The organism is Hoylesella marshii DSM 16973 = JCM 13450, assembly GCF_000146675.1.
In the GTDB taxonomy this organism is placed as follows: domain Bacteria; phylum Bacteroidota; class Bacteroidia; order Bacteroidales; family Bacteroidaceae; genus Prevotella; species Prevotella marshii.
In genome coordinates this window covers 1,700,335-1,725,149 of sequence record NZ_GL397214.1, presented here as the reverse complement: position 1 = coordinate 1,725,149, position 24,815 = coordinate 1,700,335, and the positions used below count along the sequence as shown (strand labels likewise).

At 47.6% G+C, this 24,815-nt stretch carries 20 protein-coding genes; 9 read left to right on the top strand and 11 right to left on the bottom strand.

Annotated features, from left to right (window positions below; all coding sequences use genetic code 11):
- Window positions 1-5 precede the first annotated feature (5 nt).
- The 5 genes from ftsZ to murG all read right to left on the bottom strand — a co-directional run bounded on the left by ftsZ (window position 6) and on the right by murG (window position 6,430).
- Window positions 6-1,337: a cell division protein FtsZ gene (gene ftsZ, locus HMPREF0658_RS07210; protein ID WP_006949756.1), complete on the bottom strand. Its 1,332-nt coding sequence runs from the start codon at window positions 1,335-1,337 to the stop codon at window positions 6-8.
- 47 nt (window positions 1,338-1,384) lie between these two features.
- On the bottom strand, window positions 1,385-2,824 hold the full coding sequence (ftsA, locus tag HMPREF0658_RS07205; RefSeq protein WP_006949754.1) for a cell division protein FtsA: 1,440 nt from the start codon (window positions 2,822-2,824) through the stop codon (window positions 1,385-1,387).
- A gap of 13 nt (window positions 2,825-2,837) precedes the next feature.
- A complete protein-coding gene (locus HMPREF0658_RS07200) occupies window positions 2,838-3,656 on the bottom strand; it encodes a cell division protein FtsQ/DivIB (RefSeq protein WP_006949752.1) in 819 nt (272 codons plus the stop codon).
- Window positions 3,657-5,033 (bottom strand): UDP-N-acetylmuramate--L-alanine ligase, encoded by a 1,377-nt coding sequence (gene murC, locus HMPREF0658_RS07195; protein ID WP_006949751.1) that lies wholly within the window; start codon window positions 5,031-5,033, stop codon window positions 3,657-3,659.
- 284 nt (window positions 5,034-5,317) lie between these two features.
- Window positions 5,318-6,430: an undecaprenyldiphospho-muramoylpentapeptide beta-N-acetylglucosaminyltransferase gene (murG, locus tag HMPREF0658_RS07190; protein ID WP_024990820.1), complete on the bottom strand. Its 1,113-nt coding sequence runs from the start codon at window positions 6,428-6,430 to the stop codon at window positions 5,318-5,320.
- Between the two features lie 304 nt (window positions 6,431-6,734).
- On the opposite strand from murG, the gene HMPREF0658_RS07185 reads away from it, so the two are divergent.
- Window positions 6,735-8,075 carry a DUF5074 domain-containing protein gene (locus HMPREF0658_RS07185; protein WP_006949747.1) on the top strand — a complete coding sequence of 447 codons (1,341 nt, stop codon included), beginning with the start codon at window positions 6,735-6,737 and terminating at the stop codon, window positions 8,073-8,075.
- 200 nt (window positions 8,076-8,275) lie between these two features.
- Here the strand turns inward: HMPREF0658_RS07185 and HMPREF0658_RS07180 are convergent, their stop codons facing one another.
- On the bottom strand, window positions 8,276-9,175 hold the full coding sequence (locus tag HMPREF0658_RS07180) for a beta-1,6-N-acetylglucosaminyltransferase (protein WP_006949743.1): 900 nt from the start codon (window positions 9,173-9,175) through the stop codon (window positions 8,276-8,278).
- Window positions 9,172-10,614 (bottom strand): lipopolysaccharide biosynthesis protein, encoded by a 1,443-nt coding sequence (locus tag HMPREF0658_RS07175; protein ID WP_024990819.1) that lies wholly within the window; start codon window positions 10,612-10,614, stop codon window positions 9,172-9,174. The genes HMPREF0658_RS07180 and HMPREF0658_RS07175 overlap by 4 nt, the downstream gene beginning before the upstream one ends.
- Window positions 10,615-10,982: 368 nt before the next feature.
- Between HMPREF0658_RS07175 and rplM the strand changes: the two genes are divergently transcribed.
- From rplM to HMPREF0658_RS11525, 6 genes are all read left to right on the top strand, one after another.
- Complete coding sequence (gene rplM, locus HMPREF0658_RS07170) at window positions 10,983-11,444, top strand: 50S ribosomal protein L13 (protein WP_040557719.1); 462 nt, start codon at window positions 10,983-10,985, stop codon at window positions 11,442-11,444.
- Window positions 11,445-11,453: 9 nt separating this feature from the next.
- Window positions 11,454-11,840 carry a 30S ribosomal protein S9 gene (gene rpsI / locus HMPREF0658_RS07165; protein WP_006949740.1) on the top strand — a complete coding sequence of 129 codons (387 nt, stop codon included), beginning with the start codon at window positions 11,454-11,456 and terminating at the stop codon, window positions 11,838-11,840.
- Window positions 11,841-11,986: 146 nt separating this feature from the next.
- Window positions 11,987-12,817, top strand: coding sequence for a 30S ribosomal protein S2 (gene rpsB / locus HMPREF0658_RS07160; protein ID WP_006949738.1), 831 nt, complete (start codon window positions 11,987-11,989; stop codon window positions 12,815-12,817).
- A 30-nt stretch (window positions 12,818-12,847) separates the two neighbouring features.
- Window positions 12,848-13,690 carry a translation elongation factor Ts gene (tsf, locus tag HMPREF0658_RS07155; RefSeq protein ID WP_006949736.1) on the top strand — a complete coding sequence of 281 codons (843 nt, stop codon included), beginning with the start codon at window positions 12,848-12,850 and terminating at the stop codon, window positions 13,688-13,690.
- A 562-nt stretch (window positions 13,691-14,252) separates the two neighbouring features.
- Window positions 14,253-15,914, top strand: coding sequence for a putative transporter (locus tag HMPREF0658_RS07145; protein ID WP_006949733.1), 1,662 nt, complete (start codon window positions 14,253-14,255; stop codon window positions 15,912-15,914).
- A gap of 107 nt (window positions 15,915-16,021) precedes the next feature.
- Window positions 16,022-16,165, top strand: a complete 144-nt coding sequence (locus HMPREF0658_RS11525) for a hypothetical protein (protein WP_006949732.1) — start codon at window positions 16,022-16,024, stop codon at window positions 16,163-16,165.
- A 1,272-nt stretch (window positions 16,166-17,437) separates the two neighbouring features.
- On the opposite strand, the gene HMPREF0658_RS07140 is transcribed toward HMPREF0658_RS11525, so the two are convergent.
- Together HMPREF0658_RS07140 and HMPREF0658_RS07135 are read right to left on the bottom strand one after the other, a co-directional pair.
- Window positions 17,438-19,042 (bottom strand): RluA family pseudouridine synthase, encoded by a 1,605-nt coding sequence (locus tag HMPREF0658_RS07140; protein ID WP_006949731.1) that lies wholly within the window; start codon window positions 19,040-19,042, stop codon window positions 17,438-17,440.
- Window positions 19,039-19,713, bottom strand: a complete 675-nt coding sequence (locus HMPREF0658_RS07135; protein ID WP_006949730.1) for a Crp/Fnr family transcriptional regulator — start codon at window positions 19,711-19,713, stop codon at window positions 19,039-19,041. The genes HMPREF0658_RS07140 and HMPREF0658_RS07135 overlap by 4 nt, the downstream gene beginning before the upstream one ends.
- Before the next feature lie 331 nt (window positions 19,714-20,044).
- Here HMPREF0658_RS07135 and HMPREF0658_RS07130 point away from each other — a divergent pair, with 331 nt between their 5' ends.
- Complete coding sequence (locus HMPREF0658_RS07130) at window positions 20,045-20,611, top strand: DUF417 family protein (RefSeq protein ID WP_211203968.1); 567 nt, start codon at window positions 20,045-20,047, stop codon at window positions 20,609-20,611.
- Window positions 20,612-20,676: 65 nt separating this feature from the next.
- On the opposite strand, the gene HMPREF0658_RS07125 is transcribed toward HMPREF0658_RS07130, so the two are convergent.
- On the bottom strand, window positions 20,677-21,441 hold the full coding sequence (locus HMPREF0658_RS07125) for a hypothetical protein (RefSeq protein ID WP_006949728.1): 765 nt from the start codon (window positions 21,439-21,441) through the stop codon (window positions 20,677-20,679).
- A 102-nt stretch (window positions 21,442-21,543) separates the two neighbouring features.
- A complete protein-coding gene (locus tag HMPREF0658_RS07120; protein ID WP_024990816.1) occupies window positions 21,544-22,209 on the bottom strand; it encodes an MgtC/SapB family protein in 666 nt (221 codons plus the stop codon).
- A 283-nt stretch (window positions 22,210-22,492) separates the two neighbouring features.
- Between HMPREF0658_RS07120 and topA the strand changes: the two genes are divergently transcribed.
- Complete coding sequence (topA, locus tag HMPREF0658_RS07115; RefSeq protein WP_006949726.1) at window positions 22,493-24,808, top strand: type I DNA topoisomerase; 2,316 nt, start codon at window positions 22,493-22,495, stop codon at window positions 24,806-24,808.
- The last annotated feature ends 7 nt before the right edge of the window (window positions 24,809-24,815 follow it).

Sequence of the window (24,815 nt, the reverse complement as noted above, 5' to 3'; positions counted from 1 at the left end):
TTGTTTTATATGAATTTAATGGTTTCCTGTATGGGTTCTTTACCGGAGGATTTGTCTTCCTCGGTTATGCCTTGCGGCAGTTTGCGTATCTCTTCTATCATTTGCGTGGTACGCTTGTAAGTGGGTGTGGACTCAACGGCAAGTATGATGTCTTCGTTGTCAAGCTCTTCGGGACTGAAAAGGAAGATGGGGGGCTGTCGACGGTAAGTCTTGTTGTTGCCATCAGTGCCATAGTAATCGCCGCGACGCCTCTTTCTCTCCCGCTCGCGCTCCTCTTCCTCGGCCATGCGGTTGGCTTCTTCCTGCGTGTACTCTTTGATGCGACGGTCCATTCCCTCAACATTCTCTATACCAAAGCCTGTAGCCAAAATAGTGACTTTTACCTTTTTGCCGAGTTCGGGGTCAATGGCAAGCCCCCATTTGATTTCAAATTCGCTCGAGAACTTTCCCATGAACTCGTGTACTTCATTCATTTCTTCCATCATTAAGCCCTGCGTTTCCTTCTTGTCGCTGCTGAATGATATGTTCAGAAGTATCTTTTTAGAGCTGAGAATGTCGTTGTTGTTGAGCAAAGGAGAGTGCAACGCATCTTCAATGGCTTTCTTTACGCGACCTTCTCCCTCGCCGTAGCCTGTACTCATGATGGCCACTCCGCCGTCTTTCAGCACCGTTTTAACATCGTTGAAGTCAAGGTTCATCAGTCCATGCATGGTAATAATCTCGGCAATACTTTTGGCTGCGATGCTTAATGTGTCATCAGCTCTGCCGAAAGCATCGAGCACTTCAAGGTCGGGATATATCTCCCGAAGACGTTCGTTGTTGATAACCAAGAGCGCATCGACATGCTTTGCCATCTCTTCTACACCGTCTAAAGCTTGATCTATCTTCTTCGTACCCTCAAAACGGAAAGGTATGGTCACGATACCAACGGTCAAGATGCCCATCTCTTTTGAGATACGAGCAATGACGGGGGCAGCTCCCGTACCTGTTCCTCCACCCATTCCGGCGGTGATAAAGGCCATTTTAGTACCGTCACTCAACATGTTTCTTACGGCATCGATGCTTTCTTCGGCGGCTTGTCGTGCTTTTTCCGGCTTGTTTCCGGCACCTAATCCCTCTTTGCCGAGCTGCAAATGCACGGGCACAGGTGAGTCATTAAGGGCTTGGTTGTCGGTGTTGCAGAGCACGAAAGACACATCGTGAATGCCTTCTCGGTACATATGGTTCACAGCATTGCCACCTCCACCGCCGACACCGATGACCTTGATGATGTTGCTCTCTTTCTCCGGTGCACCGAAATCCAGAAGATTCGATCTGTTGTTCTCTATATCTGACATAGTTGTATCTTTTTTATCCTTATATGTGATGTGGACTTTCTTCGATTTTATTCTTCTTCTTTCAGTATTTGTTCACCAAATTTCTTGGCACCTTTCACAAACTTATTCCAGAAGCTGTTTTGCTTTTTTTCCTCTGCTTTGAGGCGTTCTTCCTCCTCTTCGGCAAGCAAGGCTTCCCGTTCTTCTTCCCTTTTTCGGCGTGCTTCGTCGGCTCTTAGTTTCCCGTTGCCGGCATCCGCAGCCATCGTAGCATTGGCATAAGGGTTTCTGCCGGCAACTGCGATGCCGGCAGAGTTGCTTTTCGGTGCATCGAAAAGATTCGCATTGGGGTCAATTTCCTCACCGGCACAGTTGATATCTCCCTTGGCTAAGAGGCCAAGAGCAGTGTTCATCATGCCTGTATGCTCTGTGATGTCAGCGTGATTGGAGTTAACCGTGGATGTAATAAACTTGGCCACACGCACTTTTTCGATGTTTGTATAGTTGCGGAACGCCTGCTCGATACCCGGCATATTTGCACCTCCACCTGTCAGGATAACACCTCCGAGCAGTTTATCGCGAAGCTCCCGTGGCACCTGATACCACACATTGTCGATGATTTCCTTTGTTCTTGCCTCGACCACGTAGCCGAAATCGTTGGCGTTGACAGACCTTTCAGCATTGACAGGCAACTGTATCGTCGTCTCGTTATTCATGTATTCGTTGATGGCCTTTCCGTATTTCAGCTTCATCACTTCAGCTTCGGTCTCTTCCACTTGCAGGGATGTGATGTCTTTCGTTATGTTATTGCTGCCCAACGGAATAACGGCTAAGTGGCGAAGAATATTCTTATAATAGATAGAAACTGTGGTTGTATCGGCTCCGAAATCAACCAATGCGCATCCAGTCCTTTTCTCTGATTCTGTAAGAACACAGTCCGCGAGCGCCAGAGGTGCGGGATATAACTCTGCGATGGTAACTCCCGCATTCTCGAAACAGGTATTCAGATTGCGGTAAAACGTCTTCCGCCACAATATATTCAGAAAGTTTCCCTCTAAACGGCTGCATGGTATACCCACAGGATCTACCTGATATTGGGCATCTACCTTGTATTCTTGCGTAGCAACATCGATGATTTCCTGCTCGGGATATTCCATATTGCGGTTGGAATCCATGAGTTCGTTAATCATATCCTGTGTAACAATCGTTTCTTCGGGCAGGTCTTTCACGATAACATTTCTGATACTACGGATAGATTGGCCTCCCATTCCCACGTAAACCTGAGCGATTTCCGTGTGAAGCGTATTCTTCAGTTTGTTTATTACATTGGTAAGACACAATGCTGTCTTGTCTATGTTGTAGACGATTCCCTTTCTGATGCAGGCGGTAGAATCTTCTTTTACAACAGCAAGCACAGTGAGGCTGCCGTCAAGGTTCTTTCTTCCGGCGATACCTGTAATCTTTGTTGAACCCAATTCGATAGCTACGATAAATTCCTTTGCTGCCATATACTATATGATATTATTCTTTCTGTTCTGTTGCAGGAGGCGTTTCGCTCCTTTTCTTACATATAATTTGATTGTCAAACTCTAAACTGATATACGAGTATTTGTTCCATCCGGCCTGTGAAAGTCCGTATTTATAGAACTTTTCCAGCCTGTTCAACTTCTTTTCCACGAACTTCGGCACCTCCGTCTTTCGCTTTTTAGCCGATTTAAACTCAGGCAGATAACCTAAAAAGACGATGTGGTTGCCTACGCGAGGTACGATTTCAATGCCCCGATTGGGCAAAACATTGATTTGTTCCACCTGATTTCGCCACAAATCGCTGGTCATCAGAGTTTCTGCCAGCAAGTAGATGTAGTGTTGGGCGTACCATTGCGGCACATAACCGGTTACGACTATCAAGTCTGAAGTATATTTAGAATTGGGCATGATACCGCCGTTGTCGTCTAAATAGTAGTCTTCTCCTTTCTCATTTTTTATCCTTACGATGGGTAATCGCTGTGTAAGCGTGATACAGACTCTACCGTCTTGTGTCTTATAGCACTCTGCCGTTTTCACAAAAGGGCTGCCGGTCAGCACTTCTTCTATCTTTCTGGGGTCTATATACCTCATGGGCTGCGACAGTGGATACAACCTATTGCGCTCTAATATGCGCTTTATCTCTTGCGCACTGAGAAATCCGTTCACATTCTCGTCTGCTATATCGATGCCTACTTTACTGCATACGTCGGCTCTGTTGTCGGGTTTGTTAAACGCGGTAACGGCCTGTACGAGGTAGATGGCTAAGGCTACGTCGAGCGAAACGAGGAGGGTTTTCTTCCAATTGAAGCGCATTTATTTGCTTTCCAATATCTTTTTTATTTCCGGCACGTAACTATCCAAATCTCCCGCGCCGAGTATCATCAGCACATCGAAGTCTTTTTCACGCACTACGTTCAACACTTCTTCCGTCTTTATCATGCGTTTTTCCACTCCGGGCTTTAAGCAATCGTAAATCAACTGCGAAGTGACGCCCTCGATGGGGAGTTCCCTTGCAGGATAGATGTCACAGAGAATCACCTCGTCGAGCAGACTCAATGCTTCGGCAAACTCCTGATAGAAGTCGCGTGTACGCGAGTAGAGATGCGGCTGGAAGATGGCTGTTATCCGGCGACCTTCATACAACTCGCGCATGCTCTTGATGCTTTGGTAGATTTCTTTGGGATGATGTGCGTAGTCGCTGAGCAGCACGCAGTGGTCGGTCTTTATCTTAAAGTCGAACCGCCGCTCCACTCCGTGATACGTTTTCATGCCATATCTCAGTTCGTCTGCTGTGCAACCGTTGAGTTGTGCCATAGCCATGGCGGCCACGCCGTTCTCTATATTGATGGGAATGGGTAGTCCCATTTCCACGTTTTCCACATTTTCTACAGGCGAAACAAAGTCGAATGTAATCTCGCCGTTGGCTATCCGTATGTTCTTAGCATGGAAATCGCCCTCGTCTCTACCATATTCATATATGCGAACGCCTTCCTTCACATCGGGTTTCATGGCCAAACCGTGCTTAATAATCAAAGCGCCGCCCTCGCGAATCAGCGTTGTGTAATGGCGGAAACTTTCCAAATAAGCCTCTCGGGTGCCGTAGATGTCGAGATGATCGGCGTCTGTCGAGGTGATGACACTCATCCACGGACGCAGCCAATGAAAAGAGCGGTCGTATTCATCGGCCTCTATCACCACGTAGTCGCTATCGTCCGACAGTATATAGTTGGTGCCATAGTCTTTGGAAATGCCTCCTAAGAAGGCATTGCAATCAACATGGCTCTGGTGCATGATATGTGCACACATGGTAGAAGTGGTGGTCTTGCCATGTGTTCCGGCCACGCAGAGCCCTTTATGGGTGCGTGTGAGTGTGCCCAACACTTGTGCCCGTTTCTGTATCTCGAATCCTTCCTCGCGAAAGAAAGTCAGCTCCTTGTGATTGTCGGGTATGGCCGGTGTATATACTATCAATGCTGCTGATTTGTTGAGGCAGGCACGCGGAATCTCGTCTACACGCTCTTCGTAATGTATCAGCATGCCTTCCTGTTCCAATCGGCGTGTCAATGGCGACGGCGTACGGTCGTAACCGCCCACCACAACACCTCTATGGAGGAAGTAACGGGCGAGGGCGCTCATGCCGATACCTCCCGCTCCGATGAAATAAACCGCTTTGATGTCTTTTAATTCCATACTTTTTTTCGTATTCCGTTTTCAGGGGCGATGCCACCGGCGCTTACCCCTCTGTTTGTAACAGCTATCTTTTCAGCTTTTAAAAGCTATGCTTTCACGCGATAAAAGCTAAGGTTTCAGGGTGTAAAAGCTATGCTTTCTCAATCAGCCGGCTATCGTTCTTTATGTCAGCATGTTAGCCTCTGTCTTTCCGTGTCGTGTCTACTGCATTGGCCAAACAATGCTTTTCTTTGTTGAGAGGTGTTTCTTTGCCTCTGTTTCTCAGTGGAACCGGCAGTCGGAAGCTATCTTCCTTGTGCCAATTTCACCGCCTCGTCGGCAATGATGTCTGCCGAGTGGGGTAAAGCCAGCTGACGGATGTTGCGGCTCAAGGCCTGCAGGCGAGCATCATCGTTTACCGTTTCTATGGCCAAAGGTAAGAGACGGTCGGGTGCTTCGCTGTCTTTCACATAGAGGGCGGCATCTTTCTGCACCAAGGCCAAGGCGTTTTTCGTTTGATGGTCTTCGGCCACATTGGGTGACGGCACTAATATCACGGGCTTACCGATAAGGCAGAACTCCGAGATACTTCCTGCTCCGGCTCTACTTACCACAAGGTCGGCGGCGCGATAGGCCAGCCCCATGTCGTCGATAAAGTCGGTTACTTTCACCGTGGGCAGTGTTTTCCGTTCGCCAAGGGCATCCATCACAGCCTTGAAATAGACCTTTCCCGTTTGCCAAATCACCTGAATACCCGATTGTTCTATCTCTTCCAAGTGGCGCAATACGCTTTCATTGAGTGTCCGAGCTCCTAAGCTGCCTCCTATGAGCAGTATCGTTTTCTTTTCAGGGTTGAGTCCCAAAGAGGCAATGGCTTCGTTTCTATCTGCCGACACGTTGAGAAGAGCCTGCCGGACAGGGTTTCCTGTCATCAGGATTTTATCTTTCGGAAAGAACCGCTCCATGCCTTCGTAGGCCACGCAGATGCGTTTCGCTTTCTTGGCGAGCAACTTGTTCGTCACGCCGGCATAGGAGTTCTGCTCTTGTATAAGGCAAGGAACGCCCATGGAAGCACATTGATTGAGCATAGGACCGCTGGCATAGCCACCCACTCCCACTGCCACCATGGGACGGAAGTTGCGAATGATGCGTTTTGCCATTCGCTGACTTTTCCATATCCGGTAAAGTACAGCCACATTTTTCCACAGGTGTTTGCGGTCGAATCCGCAGATAGGAAGGCCTTTTATCTCATATCCCGCAGCGGGAACGCGCTGCATTTCCATTCGTCCTTCTGCCCCTACAAAGAGTATTTGGGCAGCGGGATGCTTGGCTTTGATGGCATTGGCTATAGAAACCGCAGGGAAGATATGTCCTCCGGTGCCGCCTCCGCTGATAATCACTCTTAGTTCTTCATCCATGACAATAGTGCTTGTTGAACAGACAAAGGTAGATATTTTTTTTCTCATTCTTGCATTTTTTCTTTAGAAAAACGGTAGGACGCAGTTTCCTTTCTCTTTCCTTGGTTGAATCCCAATCGGTTCATAGGACTACTCATCTATCCTTTCAATATGGATTCCATCGCTTCTTATCACCTTTTATTCGTTTGTCGACATCCTTTCTTCTGCTTTTTCATGAGAATCCGTGCTGTTTTCGTTGAAAAAACATTACCTTTGCAATCGTGGAAATCCACAGCAATATCTAACTTTTTAACAGATAAAGACGATGAAAATGAAGACAAAGCATCTTTTATTATTGTGTTTTTCAGCCGTTGCCTTGGGCTTTACGGCGTGTTCCAGTGATGACCCTCCCGTGACAGGCACACCCGCCGAAATCATTCCGGAGAATGGTGTTGCAAGCGTCATGCAGCTCGATACGCTTCCGCTGAAAGTGCTCTCTAATGTTTCTACCGCAGCTACCACCTATACATGGGAGGTGAACGGCGTAAAGAAAGGAACGGGGGAGACCTTTAAACTGTCATCAGCCCGGACGGGAACGTGCACCGTGCTGCTCACCGTAAGCCATCCTTCCACCGGCGAAGCAGCCATCCGCATCAAGAAAACCTTTATTATCATGCCGCGATTTGCCGATGGTGCTTTCATCCTCAATGAGGGAAATGCCGGTAATGAGACGGGTACATTGTCGTATATCGACCTCCGTCGCCACGTGGCCATCGACAGTGTGTACCAGCGGGTGAATGGTTCTAAGTTAGGCAATGTGTGCCAAGGCCTGTTCATTGCTAACCAGAAGATGTATATCATCTCTCAAAACGGAGCGAAAAACGGTGGTGAAGGATTGCTGACCATTGCCCGAGCCAATAGTTTAGAGAAAGTGAAGGTGTATAACAACGAAACGTTGGGCGGTGCCAATCCTACCAACGTAGCCGTTGTTGGCGACCATATCTACCTGACTACCTACAACACGGGCAAGCTGTTTCACCTGAGTGAAGCCAATGAAAAATTAACGGAAATTGCCGGTGTATCGAAGGTTTCAAAACTTCCTATGGTGGTTATCGGTAAGAAACTCTTTGCTATGGGGGCTAACTGTGTCTACGTGGTAGAGGGCGAAGAATGCATTGCTACCATTCCCGTAGCAGGAAAACCGAGCGGTATACAGAAAGGTGGTGACGGAAACTTATGGCTTTCGTACACTTCGCCGGGTACTATCTGCCGTATTAATCCCAAAGATTACAGTGTGATAGCTTCTCATGCCGTGACTCCCGCCATACAGGCAGGCTGGGGATGTGCACCTGCTTTCTATCTCCACAAAGACCAAGTGTACTTCGTTTCGGCAGGAACCAAACTTTACAAGCACGACTTTACAGCCAATACCACTACCCCTGTCATGGATTTAAAGACCCTGATAGACTCCAATATCTTCTACAACGGTTTCGGTGTAGACCCCGTTTCAGGTGCTAAAATCTATACGGCCTTTTCTGACTACGGTAAATACAAAGAGAACAAGACGTGTCTCTTTGACGTGGAGGGCAGCGGAGGCAAGAAATTCTTCTTCGATAAGCTGACCGCATTCCCTGCCGGTGTGTTCTTTACTTCGTCGTTTCAATAAACGAAATCACGGCGTTGTGTAGATGACAGACACAGCTTTGCAGAGCCTGTAGACACATTCATGGCACGATGAAAACCGTGCCGGTATCACAAAAGAGGTAAACCGTTGCAAAAAAACGGTTTGCCTCTTCTCTTTTTTATGCTATGGGATGTGATGCCTTATTGTAGGCAAATGCGTCTCAAGGGAATGACCGATGAGGGTTAAACATTGCGCTCTCGGTCAATTCGGTCTAAGAGGCGGTCGCTTATCCCCGTAACGGTTTTCCGGCAAAACATTTTCCCCGATTGTTTCAAGGCCGGCCAATCTTCCTCTGTCAGCACTTTGATGACGGGGTGGTAGTCGATATAGGTGAGCGGCGTCAGTGCCGAGAGCGAGGTATATCGGCCTTCCTGCAACATGCAACGGGAGGCAAAGGGACTGTTGAAAGCTATCGTTTGGATGAATGTCTCGTCAGGACAGAACGCCGTGGAGAAATATTTCACGAGGGCTTTGTTTGTGTCCCATTCATGCAGCACATAAGCAGCTAATTCGGGAGAGATTGCCCACCATGATGCCCCCTTATAGAGTTGATATTCAATCCCTTGTAGGCGGAACGACAAGGGCTTGCGAATGCCTATTCCGTAAGTCAGCCGTTGAAGAGCCACTCTTAGCTTATTGGGGAATGAACCGGCTTTCCACGGGTGTCCATTGAGCCATCTGTAACGTCGATAATTCACTGCCGCTGCGCCTTGATGGGTCATACGGATGCCTTGCAATATTTCTTTGTCGCCCAAACGGCTGAAGAATTCGATGATGCGTGCATTGCTCCACAGCGGATAGTCCAGACCGCTGATGGCAATGAGACGATGAAAGGTGCCGGAGGAAAGTGCCTCGCGAAGGAGTTCCATTTGGTATTCCACCTGCCGGATGCTGCCCCACATTACGTTTATCCGTCGGCTGAGCAGATGTACCCGTGGGTCTTTGCGGAGTGAAAGGAAAGGGGTGATGTCGGTCTTGCTGTCGATATGGATGAAAAAAGCTGCGTCTTCGGGCAGACTTTTCAATAGTCTTGCCAGATGAATGGGGTCTGTATGGGCGGAAATAAGAAAGGCAAGTGTCATCGTTTCCTGATTTTCTGAAGAATGAAAGCCGTACATTCATCAAGTATTTTTACACGTGCCAACCGCATCACACCGTAGTAGAGCAGAGCGGAGAGAAAGATACGGACAGCAAGGAGCAGCGGAAGGGAGTGAATGGAGCGGGTCAGTAATCCTGTGAGCACCATCACCCCAAGGGCAGCAAAAGCAAAGGGAAGCGTGTCTTTGAGAAACGGGAAAAGACCGTAGCCCGTCAGTCGGCGCGTAAACTCATGCCAAACGAAGAGCCAAAGCAGGTTGAGCGCAGTATAAGCCATCACCATCGTACGGATGCCTAACGGCCAGATAAGCAACATCAACACAATTTGGATGACACCGAGACTGAATGTGCAACCGAAGAAAATATTGGAACGTCCCTTGCTGATAATCATATTGGAAAGCAGGGTGCAAAGCGGCATCACTGCGCCACTGATGCAAAGAATCTGCAAGAGATGTGCACTGACGAGCCATTTCTCCGTGAGCGCAAGTACGATAAACTCTTCGGCAACAAGTCCAAGACCGAACAGCAAGGGAAAAGAGATGAAAGCGGTGAACCTCATCATTTTGCGGAAAGCCTGCAGTTGGCGGTCTTGCTCGCCGTTTAAGTCTACCAACACAGGCTGCGCCACAATGTTTACCATGCCTTGAACGAGAGAGAAGCACTTGAAATCCCATTGATAGGCTTGGTTGTAATTTCCCGTATCGTGGGCAGAGAAGTATCGCCCGAGCAGGATGTTGAGAATGTTGTTGTTGATATGTGTGGTGATGGTTGTGGCCAAAATCTTGCAAGAGAAACGAAACATCTTGCGTATCGGCGTAAAATCAATGTGCCTTGTCGGTCGCCAAGACGAGTAATGCCAGAGTAGGAGCGTGTTGGTGGCCGTGAAAACAATGGTTTGCGTGGCAATCGACCAATAGGAGAAACCCATCCATGCCATGCCGGCACCTACGACGCTCGACAGTAACACGGCCGTCATTCCTGTCTTGGCCTGCTGTTTGGTATTAAGGTTTTTAAAGAGATAGGCTGCCTGTGCTGTGCCCAAACACGAGAAAAGAATGCTGAGAAAGGCGTATCGACAGAGCCATACGAGGGCAGGTTCGTGGTAATAAGCGGCAATGAGTGGTGCAGAAAGAAAGAGAAGAGCATACAGTCCTGCTCCCATGAAGACATTGAACCAAAACACCGAGTTGTAGTCTTCATGCTTAGGATGTTTCAAATTGGCAAGCGCTGCCGTGAAACCGCTGTTCTGCAACGCTACGGCAATCAGTGAAAAGACGGTAATCATGGCAATCATACCATAGTCGGAGGGCGATAGCAAACGTCCTAAAACAATACCAAAGACAAGTCCTACGAGCTGTTGCACACCGTTGCTCATGCCTCCCCAAAAGAGTCCCTTTGCTGTTTTCTCCTTTAATGATTCCATGTTTTCAACCGCAAAAGTAACATTTATCACGATAAGTGCAAAGAAAACGACAGGGTTTTTGCACCTTATTATATAATAGACAATTCCTTTCGAGCGAACGAGAGGACTGTGGATGAGAAGAGAAAGCAAACAAGGGTAGGCTTAAACTTACCTTTTGTGTGTTAAAAAACCATAACTAATAAGCAAAAATGAGTATGTATTCAAACATTACTTCGTACCTTTGCAGTCCGATTATTTCGGGGATACGCTTAGAGTCCCCAAGGGTATCGTGTTAATAGTTGTGTCTTTGGCCGGGCACGACGGTTAGTGAATCGGTATTCTAAACGAAGTAAATAAGTTTTTTAGTAGTACAAACAATTCAATTGAAGATGAACACTTTAAGTTACAAGACTATTTCCGTGAACAAGGAAACAGCAAAGAAAGAGTGGGTTGTGATAGACTGCACCGGTCAGGTTGTAGGTCGTCTCTGCTCGAAAGTTGCCAAATTGCTTCGCGGAAAGTACAAACCTTCTTTCACCCCTCACGTAGATTGTGGGGACAACGTTATTCTTATCAATGCCGACAAGGTGGTTTTTACCGGTAAAAAAGAGACCGATAAGATCTACACACGCTATACGGGATACCCTGGCGGACAACGTTTCAACACTCCAGAGCAGCTTCGCAAGAAGCCCGACGGTGCAGAAAGAATCCTTCGCCATGCAGTGAAAGGCATGTTGCCTAAAGGCCCTCTGGGACGTAAAATATTGAGTAATCTCTATGTTTTCAATGGTACAGAGCACAATAAGCAAGCACAGCAACCCAAGACCATCGATATCAACCTGTATAAATAATAAGGAATAATGGAACAAATCAATGCAATCGGTCGCCGGAAGAGCGCTGTCGCTCGCGTTTATCTCAAAGAAGGAACCGGCAAGATTATTATCAATAAAGTAGACCTTACCCAGTATTTCCCCTCTGCTATCTTGCAATATGTGGTGAAGCAACCCCTTGAACTGCTTGAAGCAACAGAGAAATACGACATCAAAGCTAACCTCGATGGAGGTGGTTTCACAGGTCAGAGCCAAGCATTGCGCCTTGCTATCGCCCGTGCACTTGTAAAAGTGAACGAGGAAGACAAGAAAGCGCTCAAAGACCAAGGCTTTTTGACCCGCGATTCACGTGCTGTTGAGCGTAAGAAACCCGGTCAGCCGAAAGCTCGCCGTCGCTTCCAGTTCAGTAAGCGTTAAAGCTATCGGAAATCAATGTTTAGCATCCAAACTGTTGAGACTTGCGGGATGAAATGCCTGACACTGTCGGGCAAGGTATTTCACGATTACCCAACGGTTGGTTCTAAAAACTTAAACGGAAAGTAAACAATAAAAAACAAAAACAAATGTCAAGAACAACTTTTGACCAACTCCTGCAAGCCGGTTGTCACTTCGGACACCTTCATCGCAAATGGAATCCTGCTATGGCTCCTTACATCTTCATGGAACGCAATGGCATCCATATCATCGATTTACACAAAACCGTAGCAAAGATTGACGAAGCTGCGGAAGCTCTGAAGCAGATAGCTAAGTCAGGAAAGAAGATTCTCTTTGTTTCTACTAAAAAACAGGCCAAAGATGTAGTGGCAGAAAAGGCCGCTGCTGTGAATATGCCTTATGTGACTGAGCGTTGGCCGGGCGGTATGCTCACCAACTTCCCTACCATCCGTAAGGCTGTGAAGAAAATGTCTACCATCGACAGACTGATGAATGATGGAACGTTTTCTAATCTTTCCAAACGCGAACTCCTTCAGATTAGCCGTCAGCGGGCTAAACTTGAGAAGAACCTCGGTTCCATCTCAGACTTAACTCGCTTGCCCAGCGCCCTCTTTGTCGTAGACGTTATGAAAGAGGCAATTGCTGTAAAAGAGGCCAATCGCTTGGATATTCCCGTTTTCGGTATCGTGGATACCAACTCCAATCCTAACGATATAGACTTCGTTATCCCTGCCAACGACGATGCCAAGGACAGCATAGAGGTAATACTCTCTGCCTGTTGCAGTGCCATTGCAGAAGGTCTGGAGGAAAGAAAGGCTGAAAGAGCCGATGAGAAGGCTGCTGCCGAACAGGCTGAAGAGGCCGCAGAAGGCAAGAAACGCGGTACCCGCAGAGCACGTAAAGCAGAGGCTACTCCCGTAGCAGAAGCGCCTCAGACAGAAGCTCCGGCCGCTGAATAACCCTACATAAACACTTAAAAAGAAACGAAAATGGCTGTTAATATAGCAGAAATACAAAAACTTCGTAAAATGACCGGTGCCGGTCTGGCAGATTGCAAGAAAGCACTTGCCGACGCAGATGGCGACATCAATAAAGCAATTGAAATCATTCGTGAGAAAGGACAGGCCATTGCTGCCAAGCGTTCTGACCGCGATGCATCGAATGGCTGTGTGCTTGTGAAGTATGATAACGGCTTTGCTGCCATCATTGCGCTTAAGTGCGAGACCGACTTTGTTGCCAACAATGCCGACCACATCAAGCTGACACAGGCAATACTCGATGCTGCCGTGGCCAAAAAAGCAAAGACGCTTGATGAGGTAAAAGCACTGATTTTAGCCGACGGACATAGCGTTGAAGATGCTGTCATTGCTCGTTCAGGCATCACCGGTGAGAAGATGGAACTCGACGGCTACCTTACCTTGGAAGGAGAGAACATCTATACGTACAATCATCAGAACACCAATCTGCTTTGTACCTTAGTCCAAACCAACAAGCCGGCACCCGTTGAAGGGCATGCTATCACCATGCAAGTGGCAGCAATGAATCCCGTTGCACTCGATGAAGCCAGCGTTCCCCAGTCAATTAAGGACGAGGAATTGCGCGTAGCCATAGAGAAGACCCGCGAGGAGCAAGCTGCTAAGGGCAAAACACCAAGCGATGAGATGTTGCAAAAGATTGCACAAGGCCGTATGGGCAAGTTCTTTAAAGAATCGTGTTTGCTGAATCAGGAATTCATACAAGATTCCAAGCTCTCAGTAACCGAGTATCTGCACGCTGCAGACAAAGAGCTGACCGTAGTAGCTTTCAAGCGTTTCACACTTCGCGCTGAATAATTACAACACGGAAGCATATTTATCAGAAGAGCCGGAGAAACTTTTTTCTCCGGCTCTTCTTGTTTTCTGTATGAGCAGGTGTCAACATCTGCATGTCCTTTTATAAGATTTCACTACATGAAAAGGGTATGAAACCCCTTTCTGTTCTAAGTGGAGAGGAGGAGAAAGTGTTGATTCTTCCGGTACAACGAGAACAAAAAGCAGACGAAGAGAGAATCTATGAAAATAAAAACATGCTTTTGCGGAGAGATTAGAGATTGTTTTGTACCTTTGCATAAGATAGCCTGCGTTCAGCAATCAGAAAGTAAACTTTCATTGCATTCACTTGTACTATCTTTGCATAAGATAGCCTGCGTTCAGCAATCAGAAAGTAAACTTTCATTGCGTTCACTTGTACTATCTTTGCATAAGATAGCCTGCGTTCAGCAATCAGAAAGCGAGCTTTCATTGCATTCACTTGTACTATCTTTGCATAAGGAAAGTAGCATGCAGACAGTCGAGAGTTGTTTCTCGTGGGATTCATGGCATTTATTCGGAAAAGCCATAAAAAGAGAATAAAAATATGACATGGTTAGAGGGCTTGTTCAGCCTGCATTCGTCACTTCAAACTATCATTATATTGTCGCTGGTCTGTGCCGTCGGATTAGCAGCAGGCAAGATTCGCATTTTCGGAGTTTCGCTCGGAATTGCTTTTGTCTTCTTTATCGGCATCCTCGCAGGTCATTTGGGACTCAGCATTGATGCCCAAATGCTGGATTATGCAGAGAATTTCGGATTGATACTCTTTGTCTATACGTTGGGACTTCATGTGGGGCCATCGTTCTTTTCGGCCTTTAAGCACGAGGGAAAAGAATTCAATCTATGGGGCGTTGCCGTGATTGTGGTTGGCACACTCTTAGCTCTGCTGCTTTGTCAGATTACCTCGGTAGGCATCCCCGACATGATGGGACTGCTTTGCGGAGCAACGACAAACACACCGGCATTGGGTGCTGCTCAATCAGCTCTTCAGCATTTGGGACTTCCTACGGGAGGTGCCGCATTGGGATGTGCCGTTACCTATCCGTTGGGTGTTGTGGGCGTTATCCTTGCTATCTTGTTGATGCGCAAACTCTTCGTGAAACCCGAAGACCTCGAACCAAAGAGCGACAGCAATGAGAATGATACGTTTGTAGGACAGTTCGTGGCCATCAATCCGGCTATCGCAGGGAAGACGATTGCCGAAATTTCGCAGATGACGCATTTCAAGTTTATCATCTCCCGCATCTGGCGTGACGGACAAGTGATTGTACCCATATCATCCAACCATATACACCTGAACGACAGTGTACTTGTCGTTACTACGAAAGACGATGCAGAGGCCATGACATTGCTCTTCGGAAAGAGGGTGGAGAAAGACTGGAACCGCGAACAAATAGATTGGAATTCGATAGACTCAAAGGTGGAATCGAGGGTGCTCGTCATCAGTCGTACCGAGCTCAATGGAAAACTCTTGGGTCAGCTGCAACTCCGGCATACGTATGGTGTGAACGTAAGTCGTGTGATGCGAGGCGATGTGAAGCTCCTGGCCACACCCGACCTGCGTTTGCAATACGGAGACCGCGTGGCCGTTGTAGGTGCCCCGCAAGACATTGACAACGTAGAGGGCTTTCTCGGTAATGCCGTCCAAACGCTCAACGAACCCAATCTGGCTGCTATCTTTATAGGAATCATCCTCGGTCTGGCACTCGGAACCATCCCTATCAGTATTCCGGGCATGGATGTTCCTGTGCGGTTGGGCATTGCCGGAGGCCCTATTCTTGTAGGAATACTTGTCGGAACTTTTGGCCCACGTTTCCATTTGATTACTTACACCACCCGAAGTGCTTCGCTGATGTTGCGTAAACTCGGACTTTCTCTTTATTTGGCGTGCCTCGGTTTGGAAGCCGGAGGAGGCTTTTTTGAAACCGTTATCAGGTCGGAGGGGCTGCTATGGATAGGCTTGGGTTTCCTACTCACCGTCGTTCCCGTACTTATTGTAGGTCTGATTGCACTCAAAACACGCAGGATGGACTACGGTACGATTTGCGGAATACTCTGCGGTTCCATGGCTAATCCCATGGCATTGAGCTATGCCAACGAGACGATAAAAGGCGACAGCAGTTCCGTGAGCTATGCCACAGTTTATCCGTTGAGCATGTTTATCCGCGTGATTATTGCACAGGTTATCGTGATGTTCTTTGCTTGAAAAACATTAGAGATGTTCTAAGAAATCCTCCGCGCCCATTCTTTCACCCTTTCCCCTTTAGTCCCTCATATTCAGATAGATAAAAGGCATTATGAAAGAGCTATGCTTTGACGTCCAGAAAGCAAAGTGTCCGGACATCGGAAAGGCACAACGAAGAAGCACTCCGACAGTTTGTGACGGATTTCCTTACAAGCGGTTCCGCCATCGGTGCTTACGCATTGAAATACAGCAAGATAGCAGAGCGTTTCTAAAAGCTATCCTTTTAGCGTGCCAAACGATAGCTCTTATCACGTCAAAGCTATGCTTTGAAAGCGTCAGAGCATAGCTTTTGATAATTGAGGGGTAAGCACCGGAGGCGCGAAAGAGATTAAGGTCAAGTCAGCACCTTGGGTAAATGGTGTAAAAAAGGTGAGCGCTGAAGGCGCGTAAGACCCTTTTATTTCACTTTCAAATAGATGTTTGATAAGGATGTATCGCACTTACAGCGCTCCATTTAGGGGAACATCATATACCCAGCGCTATGCGCTGGGCTGATATCTTACGCTCTTGCAGAGCTTACTTCAGGAAATGTTATCTACTCGGTGTTGTGCGCTGGGCTGATATCTTACGCGCTTGCAGCGCTTACATTACATTTCGTACCATTATAATAAGGTGTTGATACGCCCCACAATCATACTCTTTTAGAACTTACTCCTGCCTCATGAGCGAACCGAATATGGGGCGGTGAAAATCTCGACTACATGCCTTTAATGATTGAAAGGCAAGCGCTGGAGGCGCGTAAGATGTTAGCCCAAGGCAACGCCTTGGGTAGAGAGAATGCTAAGCGCTGAAACGAAGTTCGCCGTGCGAAGCAAAGGCAAAGTGCGAAAGACCTTTTTATTTCATTTTCAAATAGATGTTTGATAAAGATGTGTCGCACTTACAGCGCTTCATTTGGGGGCATATCTTATACCCAGCGCTATGCGCTGGGCTGACATATTACGCTCTTTGCTTTGCTTCCTCTTCGTGTCAGCGAACTTCGTTTCCGCTCCGCTCCGCACAGCGAACGTTCGTTTCAGCGCTTACTCTGCACCTAACCGCATTATCATATACGCGAGTTCGGGATAAGGCAATCGGACTGTAAGCCCCGAGGGGGCGTAAGACCTTAGGCAGGGTGTGAAGCTCGAAAGAGCGCCACCCCTGATAAGCATGTGTAGAAAGATGAACCCCGTAGGGGTGACGGAGGATTGAGAGCTAGTGTTCTGCCGCCCCTTTAGGGCTTAGATAGTGAGTATCCACGATACAGGGGCTACGCTACCGCTTACCCCTGTCTGCCATCTGTCGCCCCTTTGGGGCTTATTAGAGAAGATTCTCTTATCCCGAACTCGCGTTTTTATTTGCTTGTTGGCATCTTGTCTGCCGCCCTTTCTCGCCGTAGTCCGCTACGTTTTCAACAGGACAACAGGCCATTTGAATGACTAACCGACAAAATCTGTACGGGACAGAATGACCAATTGGGGTTGATTGAGAGGAAGACTCTGGCGTTAGAAGGGAGCCTTACGCTCAAAATAAAGATGTTTTCCCGTAGCAGGATGTTGAAATTCTATACATTCCGCGTGCAGATATAAACGGTCGGAATGTCGGCCGTAGAGTTCGTCGCCCACAATGGGGATACCCAAACCGGCCATGTGCGCACAGTGTATGCGTAACTGATGGGTGCGCCCTGTCTTGGGATATAGCGCGATACGGGTGTGTCCCCGTCCGGTCTCCAAGACCTTATATAGCGTTAAAGCACGTTTCCCGCGTTTACTGTCTACCAGCTGTCGCGGCCTATCCAGCGGGTCTGGGCGCAGCGGAAGTTCTATTCTCCCCTCCTTGGTACCGTTCCATTCACCGTCGAGCACTGCTACATAACGCTTCTTAACCTCCTGTTTCCTGAATTGTTCCTGTAGGTGTTTGTGTGCCGCTTTTGATTTTGCGATGACCAAAAGCCCTGACGTTTGCATATCGAGGCGATGTACCGGCAACACATCAGCATTGCCTCCGCACTGAGACTGCACGATGCCGACAACCGATTCTTTAGGCGAACGCCCCGGCACGCTTAACATTCCGGCAGGTTTGCACACAACCGTTAGGTGCTCGTCTTCAAACACCCATTCCAAGGTTTGCTTGCTTGGCTCTTCCAGTGGATTGACTTCCACTTCGATACCTTGCAACATAAAGTCGAGAATCGGTTTGCATTTACCCCTGCAGGCGGGGTAAAAAGCCAGATGGCGGCGAAGCTCTGTTGCGGGCGAAGCTCCCCACCAAAATTCGGCCATACAACAAGGGCGAAGGTGATGGGTCAGCGCATATTGCAACAACTTTGGAGCGCAACACTCTCCGGAACCTGCGGGTGGCACACGATGAACGGCCTCTGAAAAGATATGGAGCAAGTCTTTTTGTCCTCCTCGTCCGTTTACCATGATAAAGCGGCTGAACAACCATTGTTGCAGGGCATCCGAGCGTCGCCGACGTTCCTCCCGTTTCTCTTCTATCTCGCGGTCGTATGCAGCCATACCGGCTTCTTTTTCGGCAATGAGTGCCTTGTGTTTTGCCTTCAGCCTTCTTAGTTCCGCCTTCATAAATTGACTTTCTTTTATTCTGTAGGCTTCGTTTCCGGCTCCCGCAGCACGCTGTTTGTCGCGCAAAACCTTGGCTTCGGCCATGAGATGTTTGTATGCGGTCGTCTCTGTCGTAGCCTTTTCGCGTGTCGTTTGCAGGACTTGCAGGGCACGACGTCTTTCCGGCGATGTCTCCAGCACGGTTATTCTGTGGTTGAGACGGTCTATTTCCGTTTCTTCCGCTTTAAAGTATCCCCCGGGTTGCAGATAGTCGAAGACTGCCGGTACGTAGTCTTTCCAATCGCTCCGACCGGCTATTTGTCCTGAATAAGCGGCGAGATAGCCCCGTTGCCCATTGGTATCTTCCACGACCAATACGCCAAACATCTTGCCTTTTCCTATCTCTTCCTGCCATTCCCGACGCGCGCGGATGCGCCGTTGCAAGTCTTCTGCGGCAAGCAGACACAGCGGGTGCGGCTCATAATAAAAAGGATTGTTCATCCGCTCGGGAGCAGCGATAGACGAAGATAGCGGATGCAGCTTCATTGTTGCAGTTTGCTTCTATCGAGCAAGGTGATGGTTTTTCCTTCCACCCGTATGGCACCCTTGTCGGAAAGTTCAGAAAGACAGCGCAGCAAAGAGAATTTCTGAATGCCGAAAGAGTCGGCAATCTCTTGTCGGGAGCGGTCTAACTTGATGATGTCGCTCTCTGTTTTGCGGGCAGCCTCTAAGAGAAAATAGGCCACTTTCTCGCGCACGGTGAGCAAACTCAATATCCGCATCTTCTTCGTGAGAAAGACATCAATGTTGGACAGCATCTCAATGAAGTTCATACGGATTGTTTCGTCGGTATCGATAAGCCGTTTCAGTTCACTCGGAGCCATGCGGAGAATGGTGGTTTCGGTATCTGTCTCTACGCTGACGGGCATCTTGTTCTCCTTTGCAAATACGAAAGCAGGCCCTAAGATGTCGCCTTCTCCCAGCCTGCTCACTTCCACATACTTGCCCGAGAGGCCTACCATACGGGCTACAAGCGTGCCGCTGATGATGATGTCTACATATTTGCACGGCATGCCGGCCAAGATATATACATCTTTTTTGTCGAAATGTTTCATCCGATAGTTCACTCCCGCCAATGTCAGGTCTATTTGCAGCGGTGTCATCTCTTTGAAAAGGGTGCATTTGAGCAAGGCATGCATCGTTTTGTCGTTCATCATCGTAACATTTGGGTTTGGTGGGGTAAAGATAGAAAGAAAAGGCGATACCAGCAAACGACAGTGTTCAAAAAACGTTGTTGTGTCTCATTTATCCTACCATAATAATGGCATTTTTTTCGTAAAAAAAGAGAATTGGTACAGATATACCATGAGTTATATATATCTTTGCCGGTGATTTCGCTGATGTGGACATAAGATAGCTGTTTCTTGCAAGTATGTGTTAGTGGAATCTTAGGAAAAGCCATAAGGAAACCGGTAGTATTAATTACGGAATCTGAAAGGCTCAATCAGTTAAACATAAAAACAAAAAATGTAGACAATGAAACGATTTATGAACTTTATTTTAAACCTTTCGGCATCGTTGAAAGGACTTGGTGTACACCTCATCCGTGTGAGTATCTTTATTATTTTCATTTGGATTGGCGGTTTGAAATTCTGGAATTACGAGGCTGAAGGTATCGTTCCTTTTGTGGCCAATAGCCCTTTTATGAGTTTTTTCTATACTAAGGAGGCACCCGAGTACAAAGATTACAAGCTGAAAGAGGGAGAGTTTGATGCGAAGAAGCATGCTTGGCATGAAGAAAACGGAACGTATATATTCTCCAAAGGCTTAGGTATTGCCATCATGACTTTCGGCATACTCACGTTGTTAGGCATTTTCTTCCCACGTGTTGGTTTCGTTGGAGCCGGCTTGGTGATACTTATGACTTTTGGCACCCTGTCATTTCTCATTACAACTCCCGAAGTATGGGTGCCTGATTTGGGAAGTGGCGAGCATGGATTCCCATTACTTACAGGTGCGGGACGTTTGGTAATTAAAGATGTCTGCATCCTATCCGGTGCAGTTGTAGTGCTCGCTGATTGTGCACAGCGTATCTTGAAGCGTCGCAATCGATAACTGACATGGCACATAGAGATAAAAAGAGCCGATATGCAATGAAGCATATCGGCTCTTTCTGCGTATCAGAGGATGCGACCGGTAAGCGTGAATTTCATCACAGGATAGATGGTAAACTTCTTTATTAGATCGGAAAAGTCGTCGCTGGCTTTCTCCAAATCGGAGGTCTCCACCATGGAATTACCCTGATAAACTTTCATCCTGCCTTGGAATTGGCAACCCATCTCGAAGCGAAAGCCTACGCGATGGCGTGGCATCTGTCGACCATAACCGAGCCCTAAGTAAGGGCGGACAGCGTTTACTCTGATGCTGCCGTGGATGTCTCCGTGCTCATTGAACTGCACATTGTATTTGTCTATCTCGGCAAAGATTTTGTCTTTCAGCTCCGGATGGTCGGCAATGACATTCTGTACATCGTCGCTGTGGCCTGTCAGCTTCACCAACTTGGCTCCGCCAAACGAGAGACCGGCACTCACGAAGAGCGCGTTGTGCCCACCAAAGGGATAGCAGTTGACTTTCAGCTCTCCCATTGTACGCGCGAAATCGCCTTTCAGGGTCACGTCGTTGGGTTGAATGGTGAGGTGACCTGTTTTTATCTCATTCACACTGACTTCCGCTTTCATGCTTAGGCCGGGCATGAAGTTGAGCCCCATGCCTACTTCCAAATAGGGCGTAACGGGTGCGGCTACGGCAAGTCCGATACCCTCGGTACCGGAGGAAACATTTACACCAACGTGGTTGAACACGCCGTAAAAATCGCTGTTCGTCTGTGCGGACAGCATGCCCGATGCGCTGCAAAGCAGCAATAGAGCAGATAGAAATCTTTTCATATTAGTAAATATTATTCTCAAATTGTAATTAACCGTTGCAAAGGTAACGGTTTTCAAGGAAAGGAAAAGGTTTTTGAAAATAAAAACGTTTCGGGAGTATCCTTAGTCTATTTCCTCTACCGTCACGCCCTCGAACTCTTTTATTAAGTCGAGAATGCGACCATTATAACACGACCGCTTTATTTTTACATCCATTGTAACCACATACTTTATGCCTGTTGCGGCTATACGTTCCTCGAGATGATAGTTTTCTATCTCTATATGGTTGTGCGCAATGCGGCTGAGAGTGGTTTCTATCAATTCGCGAGTTTGTGCAGAGAATGTGACGGAAACGTTTGCCGTGCCGAAACGATTGATAAAGAAATAGAGTATTTCAAGACATATCAGCACAAGGGCGGTGGCCGATAATGCAACGAGATACATGCCCGAACCGACAGCAAGACCGATGGCCGATGTTACCCAAAGGCCTGCTGCAGTGGTAAGACCACGGATGACATGCTTCTGAAAGATAATGGTGCCGGCGCCGATGAAACCGATACCCGTCACCACTTGCGAGGCAATACGTGAGGGATCGAGCGAGACGTTGGGCGAATGGGTGAGTATCCAAGCGAAGCCATACTGCGAAACAATCATGAAGAGGGTGCTTCCGAGTGCCACGAGAAAATGGGTTCGGAAGCCGGCCTCTTTGGCTCTGTATTCCCGTTCCATGCCGATAAGACCGCCAAGGAGACCTCCAATGAAGATGCGAAAAATCAGTTCAGGTGTCATTCTGTTGTTATTTACTGCCACAAAAGTAATGATTTTCGCTAAAAAATACACACCTTTTAGACGGGAAACTCGATAAGGGAATGAATAGCATGCCATTGCCACAGCTTTCCCGCTATGGTATAGAATGTAATTTCGCTAAAGGAAAGAAGACCCAATGAAAGAGAGGAAATAGACAAAACCGAGCGAAGGCTTAAAAAAACAAAAAACTTCCTTATATAATAAGGTATAAGCAAAAGTTTTATTTACTTTTGCCGCTCAAATGAATTTTATGTTCTAAATAGGTATGCAACAAAATCTCGTCATCGTAGAGAGCCCTGCCAAGGCAAAAACCATTGAGAAGTTTTTGGGCAAAGACTTTAAGGTAATGTCCAGCTATGGACATATTCGCGACTTAAAGAAGAAAGGACTCAGCATCAATCTCGATACGTTGGAACCCGATTATGAGGTTCCCGAAGAGAAAGAAAAGCTGGTGAAAGAATTGAAATCGAATGCAAAGAAAGCGGAAAAGGTTTGGCTGGCTTCCGATGAAGACCGAGAAGGAGAAGCCATTTCGTGGCATTTATGCGAGATGTTAGGGCTGGATGAACAGAAAACCAGCCGTATTGTATTCCATGAAATCACAAAATCCGCCATCTTAGATGCTATTAGTCATCCGCGTCACCTCGATATGAATCTCGTAAACGCACAGCAGGCACGTCGTGTGTTAGACCGCTTGGTGGGTTTCAAACTGTCTCCCGTTTTGTGGAAAAAGGTGAAACCATCTCTTTCTGCGGGACGTGTACAGAGCGTGGCTGTAAGACTTATCGTGGAAAGAGAACGTGAGATACAGGCTTTCAAGAGTGAACCTTACTACCGAGTCACTGCTATTTTCGGCATGAAAACTACCGACGGAAAGGTCGCAGAGATAAAGGCCGAACTTGATAAGCGCTTCCATACCCACAAAGAGGCCAGCCTCTTCCTCGAGAAATGTAAAGAGGCTACTTTCTGTATCAAAGCCGTCACGAAGAAACCGCTCAAACGTTCGCCGGCACCTCCTTTCACTACATCCACTTTACAACAAGAGGCGGCACGTAAATTGGGCTTTACTGTGCAGCAAACGATGATGGTCGCACAGCGTCTTTATGAGAGCGGACGCATCACTTACATGCGAACCGACTCCGTCAACCTCTCATCGCTGTGCATCGGAGCAAGTAAAGAAGAAATCATCAGACTGTGGGGAGAACCATACAGCAACCCCCGAAACTATCATATACATGCCAAAGGGGCACAGGAGGCTCACGAAGCCATCCGTCCTACCTATATGAATACGCTGCAGATAGAAGGCACATCCCAGGAAAAGCGGCTCTATGAACTGATTTGGAAGCGTACCGCAGCCTCTCAAATGGCAGATGCAAAGATAGAAAAAACCACTGTCACGATTGAAACAAGCAACGCCGACGAGACTTTCATTGCCATGGGTGAGGTAGTTATCTTCGATGGCTTCCTGAAAGTGTACAGAGAGTCTGACGGCGACGATGACCATTCGCAGGAAGAAAGTACACACACCCTCCCCGCATTGCAAAAAGGCGATGTGCTGGAACGCAAGGAAATCACGGCAATAGAGCGTTATAGTCTATGTCCGAGCAGATATACCGAAGCCGGCTTGGTACACAAACTCGAGGAGTTAGGTATCGGACGGCCTTCCACTTACGCACCTACCATCAGTACCATACAACAACGCGAGTACGTGCAAAAGGGCGACAAAAAGGGCGAAGAGCGTACATACACTGTTGATACGTTGAAGGGCAACCGTATTACACAGAAAATCAAGAAGGAAATGGCTGGTTCCGATAAGGGCAAACTCTTGCCTACCGACATCGGGATTGTAGTAAACGACTTCCTCATAAAGCACTTTGACAACATCATGGACTATCAGTTCACGGCGAAAGTGGAACAACATTTCGACAAAATTGCCGAGGGAAAAGAGGAATGGAAGAAAATGCTGAGAACCTTCTATAAGAACTTCGAACCGACGGTAGAAGAGGCGCTCAATACCCGCTCTGCACATAAAGCTGGAGAAAAACTGCTCGGCAAAGAACCGGAAACAGGCAAACCGGTGTACGTAAAGATAGGACGCTTCGGCCCGATGGTGCAGATTGGAGATGCCGAAGATGAAGAGAAACCCCGCTTTGCACAGATTCCTACCGGCAAAAGCATGGAGAATCTCACGCTCGAAGAAGCACTGGAACTCTTCAAACTGCCACGTATCTTAGGAGAATACGAAGGTTCAGAAGTAAAAATCGGTGCCGGACGATTCGGACCCTATGTACTTCACAACAAGAAATACGTGACACTTCCCAAGAACGAAGACCCTACGACCGTCTCTTTGGAAAAAGCCATCGCCCTCATCAACGACAAACGCGAACAGGAGAGGAAACGGCATATCAAAACTTTCAAAGAAGAGCCCAAACTTGAAGTGCTCAATGGTCGCTACGGACCTTATCTGGCTTTTGACGGTACGAACTATCGCTTGCCGAAAAACCTGCACAGCAAAGCTGCCGACCTCACTTTGCAGCAATGTATGGATTTGATACAGTCGGCATCGACCAAAAAGAAATAGCATAGAC

What these genes read in the sequence shown, in the direction of transcription:
- ftsZ (WP_006949756.1), bottom strand. Translation starts at nt 1,337, where the DNA reads ATGTCAGATATAGAGAACAACAGATCGAATCTTCTGGATTTCGGTGCA.
- ftsA (WP_006949754.1), bottom strand. Translation starts at nt 2,824, where the DNA reads ATGGCAGCAAAGGAATTTATCGTAGCTATCGAATTGGGTTCAACAAAG.
- HMPREF0658_RS07200 (WP_006949752.1), bottom strand. Translation starts at nt 3,656, where the DNA reads ATGCGCTTCAATTGGAAGAAAACCCTCCTCGTTTCGCTCGACGTAGCC.
- murC (WP_006949751.1), bottom strand. Translation starts at nt 5,033, where the DNA reads ATGGAATTAAAAGACATCAAAGCGGTTTATTTCATCGGAGCGGGAGGT.
- murG (WP_024990820.1), bottom strand. Translation starts at nt 6,430, where the DNA reads ATGGATGAAGAACTAAGAGTGATTATCAGCGGAGGCGGCACCGGAGGA.
- HMPREF0658_RS07185 (WP_006949747.1), top strand. Translation starts at nt 6,735, where the DNA reads ATGAAAATGAAGACAAAGCATCTTTTATTATTGTGTTTTTCAGCCGTT.
- HMPREF0658_RS07180 (WP_006949743.1), bottom strand. Translation starts at nt 9,175, where the DNA reads ATGACACTTGCCTTTCTTATTTCCGCCCATACAGACCCCATTCATCTG.
- HMPREF0658_RS07175 (WP_024990819.1), bottom strand. Translation starts at nt 10,614, where the DNA reads ATGGAATCATTAAAGGAGAAAACAGCAAAGGGACTCTTTTGGGGAGGC.
- rplM (WP_040557719.1), top strand. Translation starts at nt 10,983, where the DNA reads ATGAACACTTTAAGTTACAAGACTATTTCCGTGAACAAGGAAACAGCA.
- rpsI (WP_006949740.1), top strand. Translation starts at nt 11,454, where the DNA reads ATGGAACAAATCAATGCAATCGGTCGCCGGAAGAGCGCTGTCGCTCGC.
- rpsB (WP_006949738.1), top strand. Translation starts at nt 11,987, where the DNA reads ATGTCAAGAACAACTTTTGACCAACTCCTGCAAGCCGGTTGTCACTTC.
- tsf (WP_006949736.1), top strand. Translation starts at nt 12,848, where the DNA reads ATGGCTGTTAATATAGCAGAAATACAAAAACTTCGTAAAATGACCGGT.
- HMPREF0658_RS07145 (WP_006949733.1), top strand. Translation starts at nt 14,253, where the DNA reads ATGACATGGTTAGAGGGCTTGTTCAGCCTGCATTCGTCACTTCAAACT.
- HMPREF0658_RS07140 (WP_006949731.1), bottom strand. Translation starts at nt 19,042, where the DNA reads ATGAAGCTGCATCCGCTATCTTCGTCTATCGCTGCTCCCGAGCGGATG.
- HMPREF0658_RS07135 (WP_006949730.1), bottom strand. Translation starts at nt 19,713, where the DNA reads ATGATGAACGACAAAACGATGCATGCCTTGCTCAAATGCACCCTTTTC.
- HMPREF0658_RS07130 (WP_211203968.1), top strand. Translation starts at nt 20,045, where the DNA reads ATGAACTTTATTTTAAACCTTTCGGCATCGTTGAAAGGACTTGGTGTA.
- HMPREF0658_RS07125 (WP_006949728.1), bottom strand. Translation starts at nt 21,441, where the DNA reads ATGAAAAGATTTCTATCTGCTCTATTGCTGCTTTGCAGCGCATCGGGC.
- HMPREF0658_RS07120 (WP_024990816.1), bottom strand. Translation starts at nt 22,209, where the DNA reads ATGACACCTGAACTGATTTTTCGCATCTTCATTGGAGGTCTCCTTGGC.
- topA (WP_006949726.1), top strand. Translation starts at nt 22,493, where the DNA reads ATGCAACAAAATCTCGTCATCGTAGAGAGCCCTGCCAAGGCAAAAACC.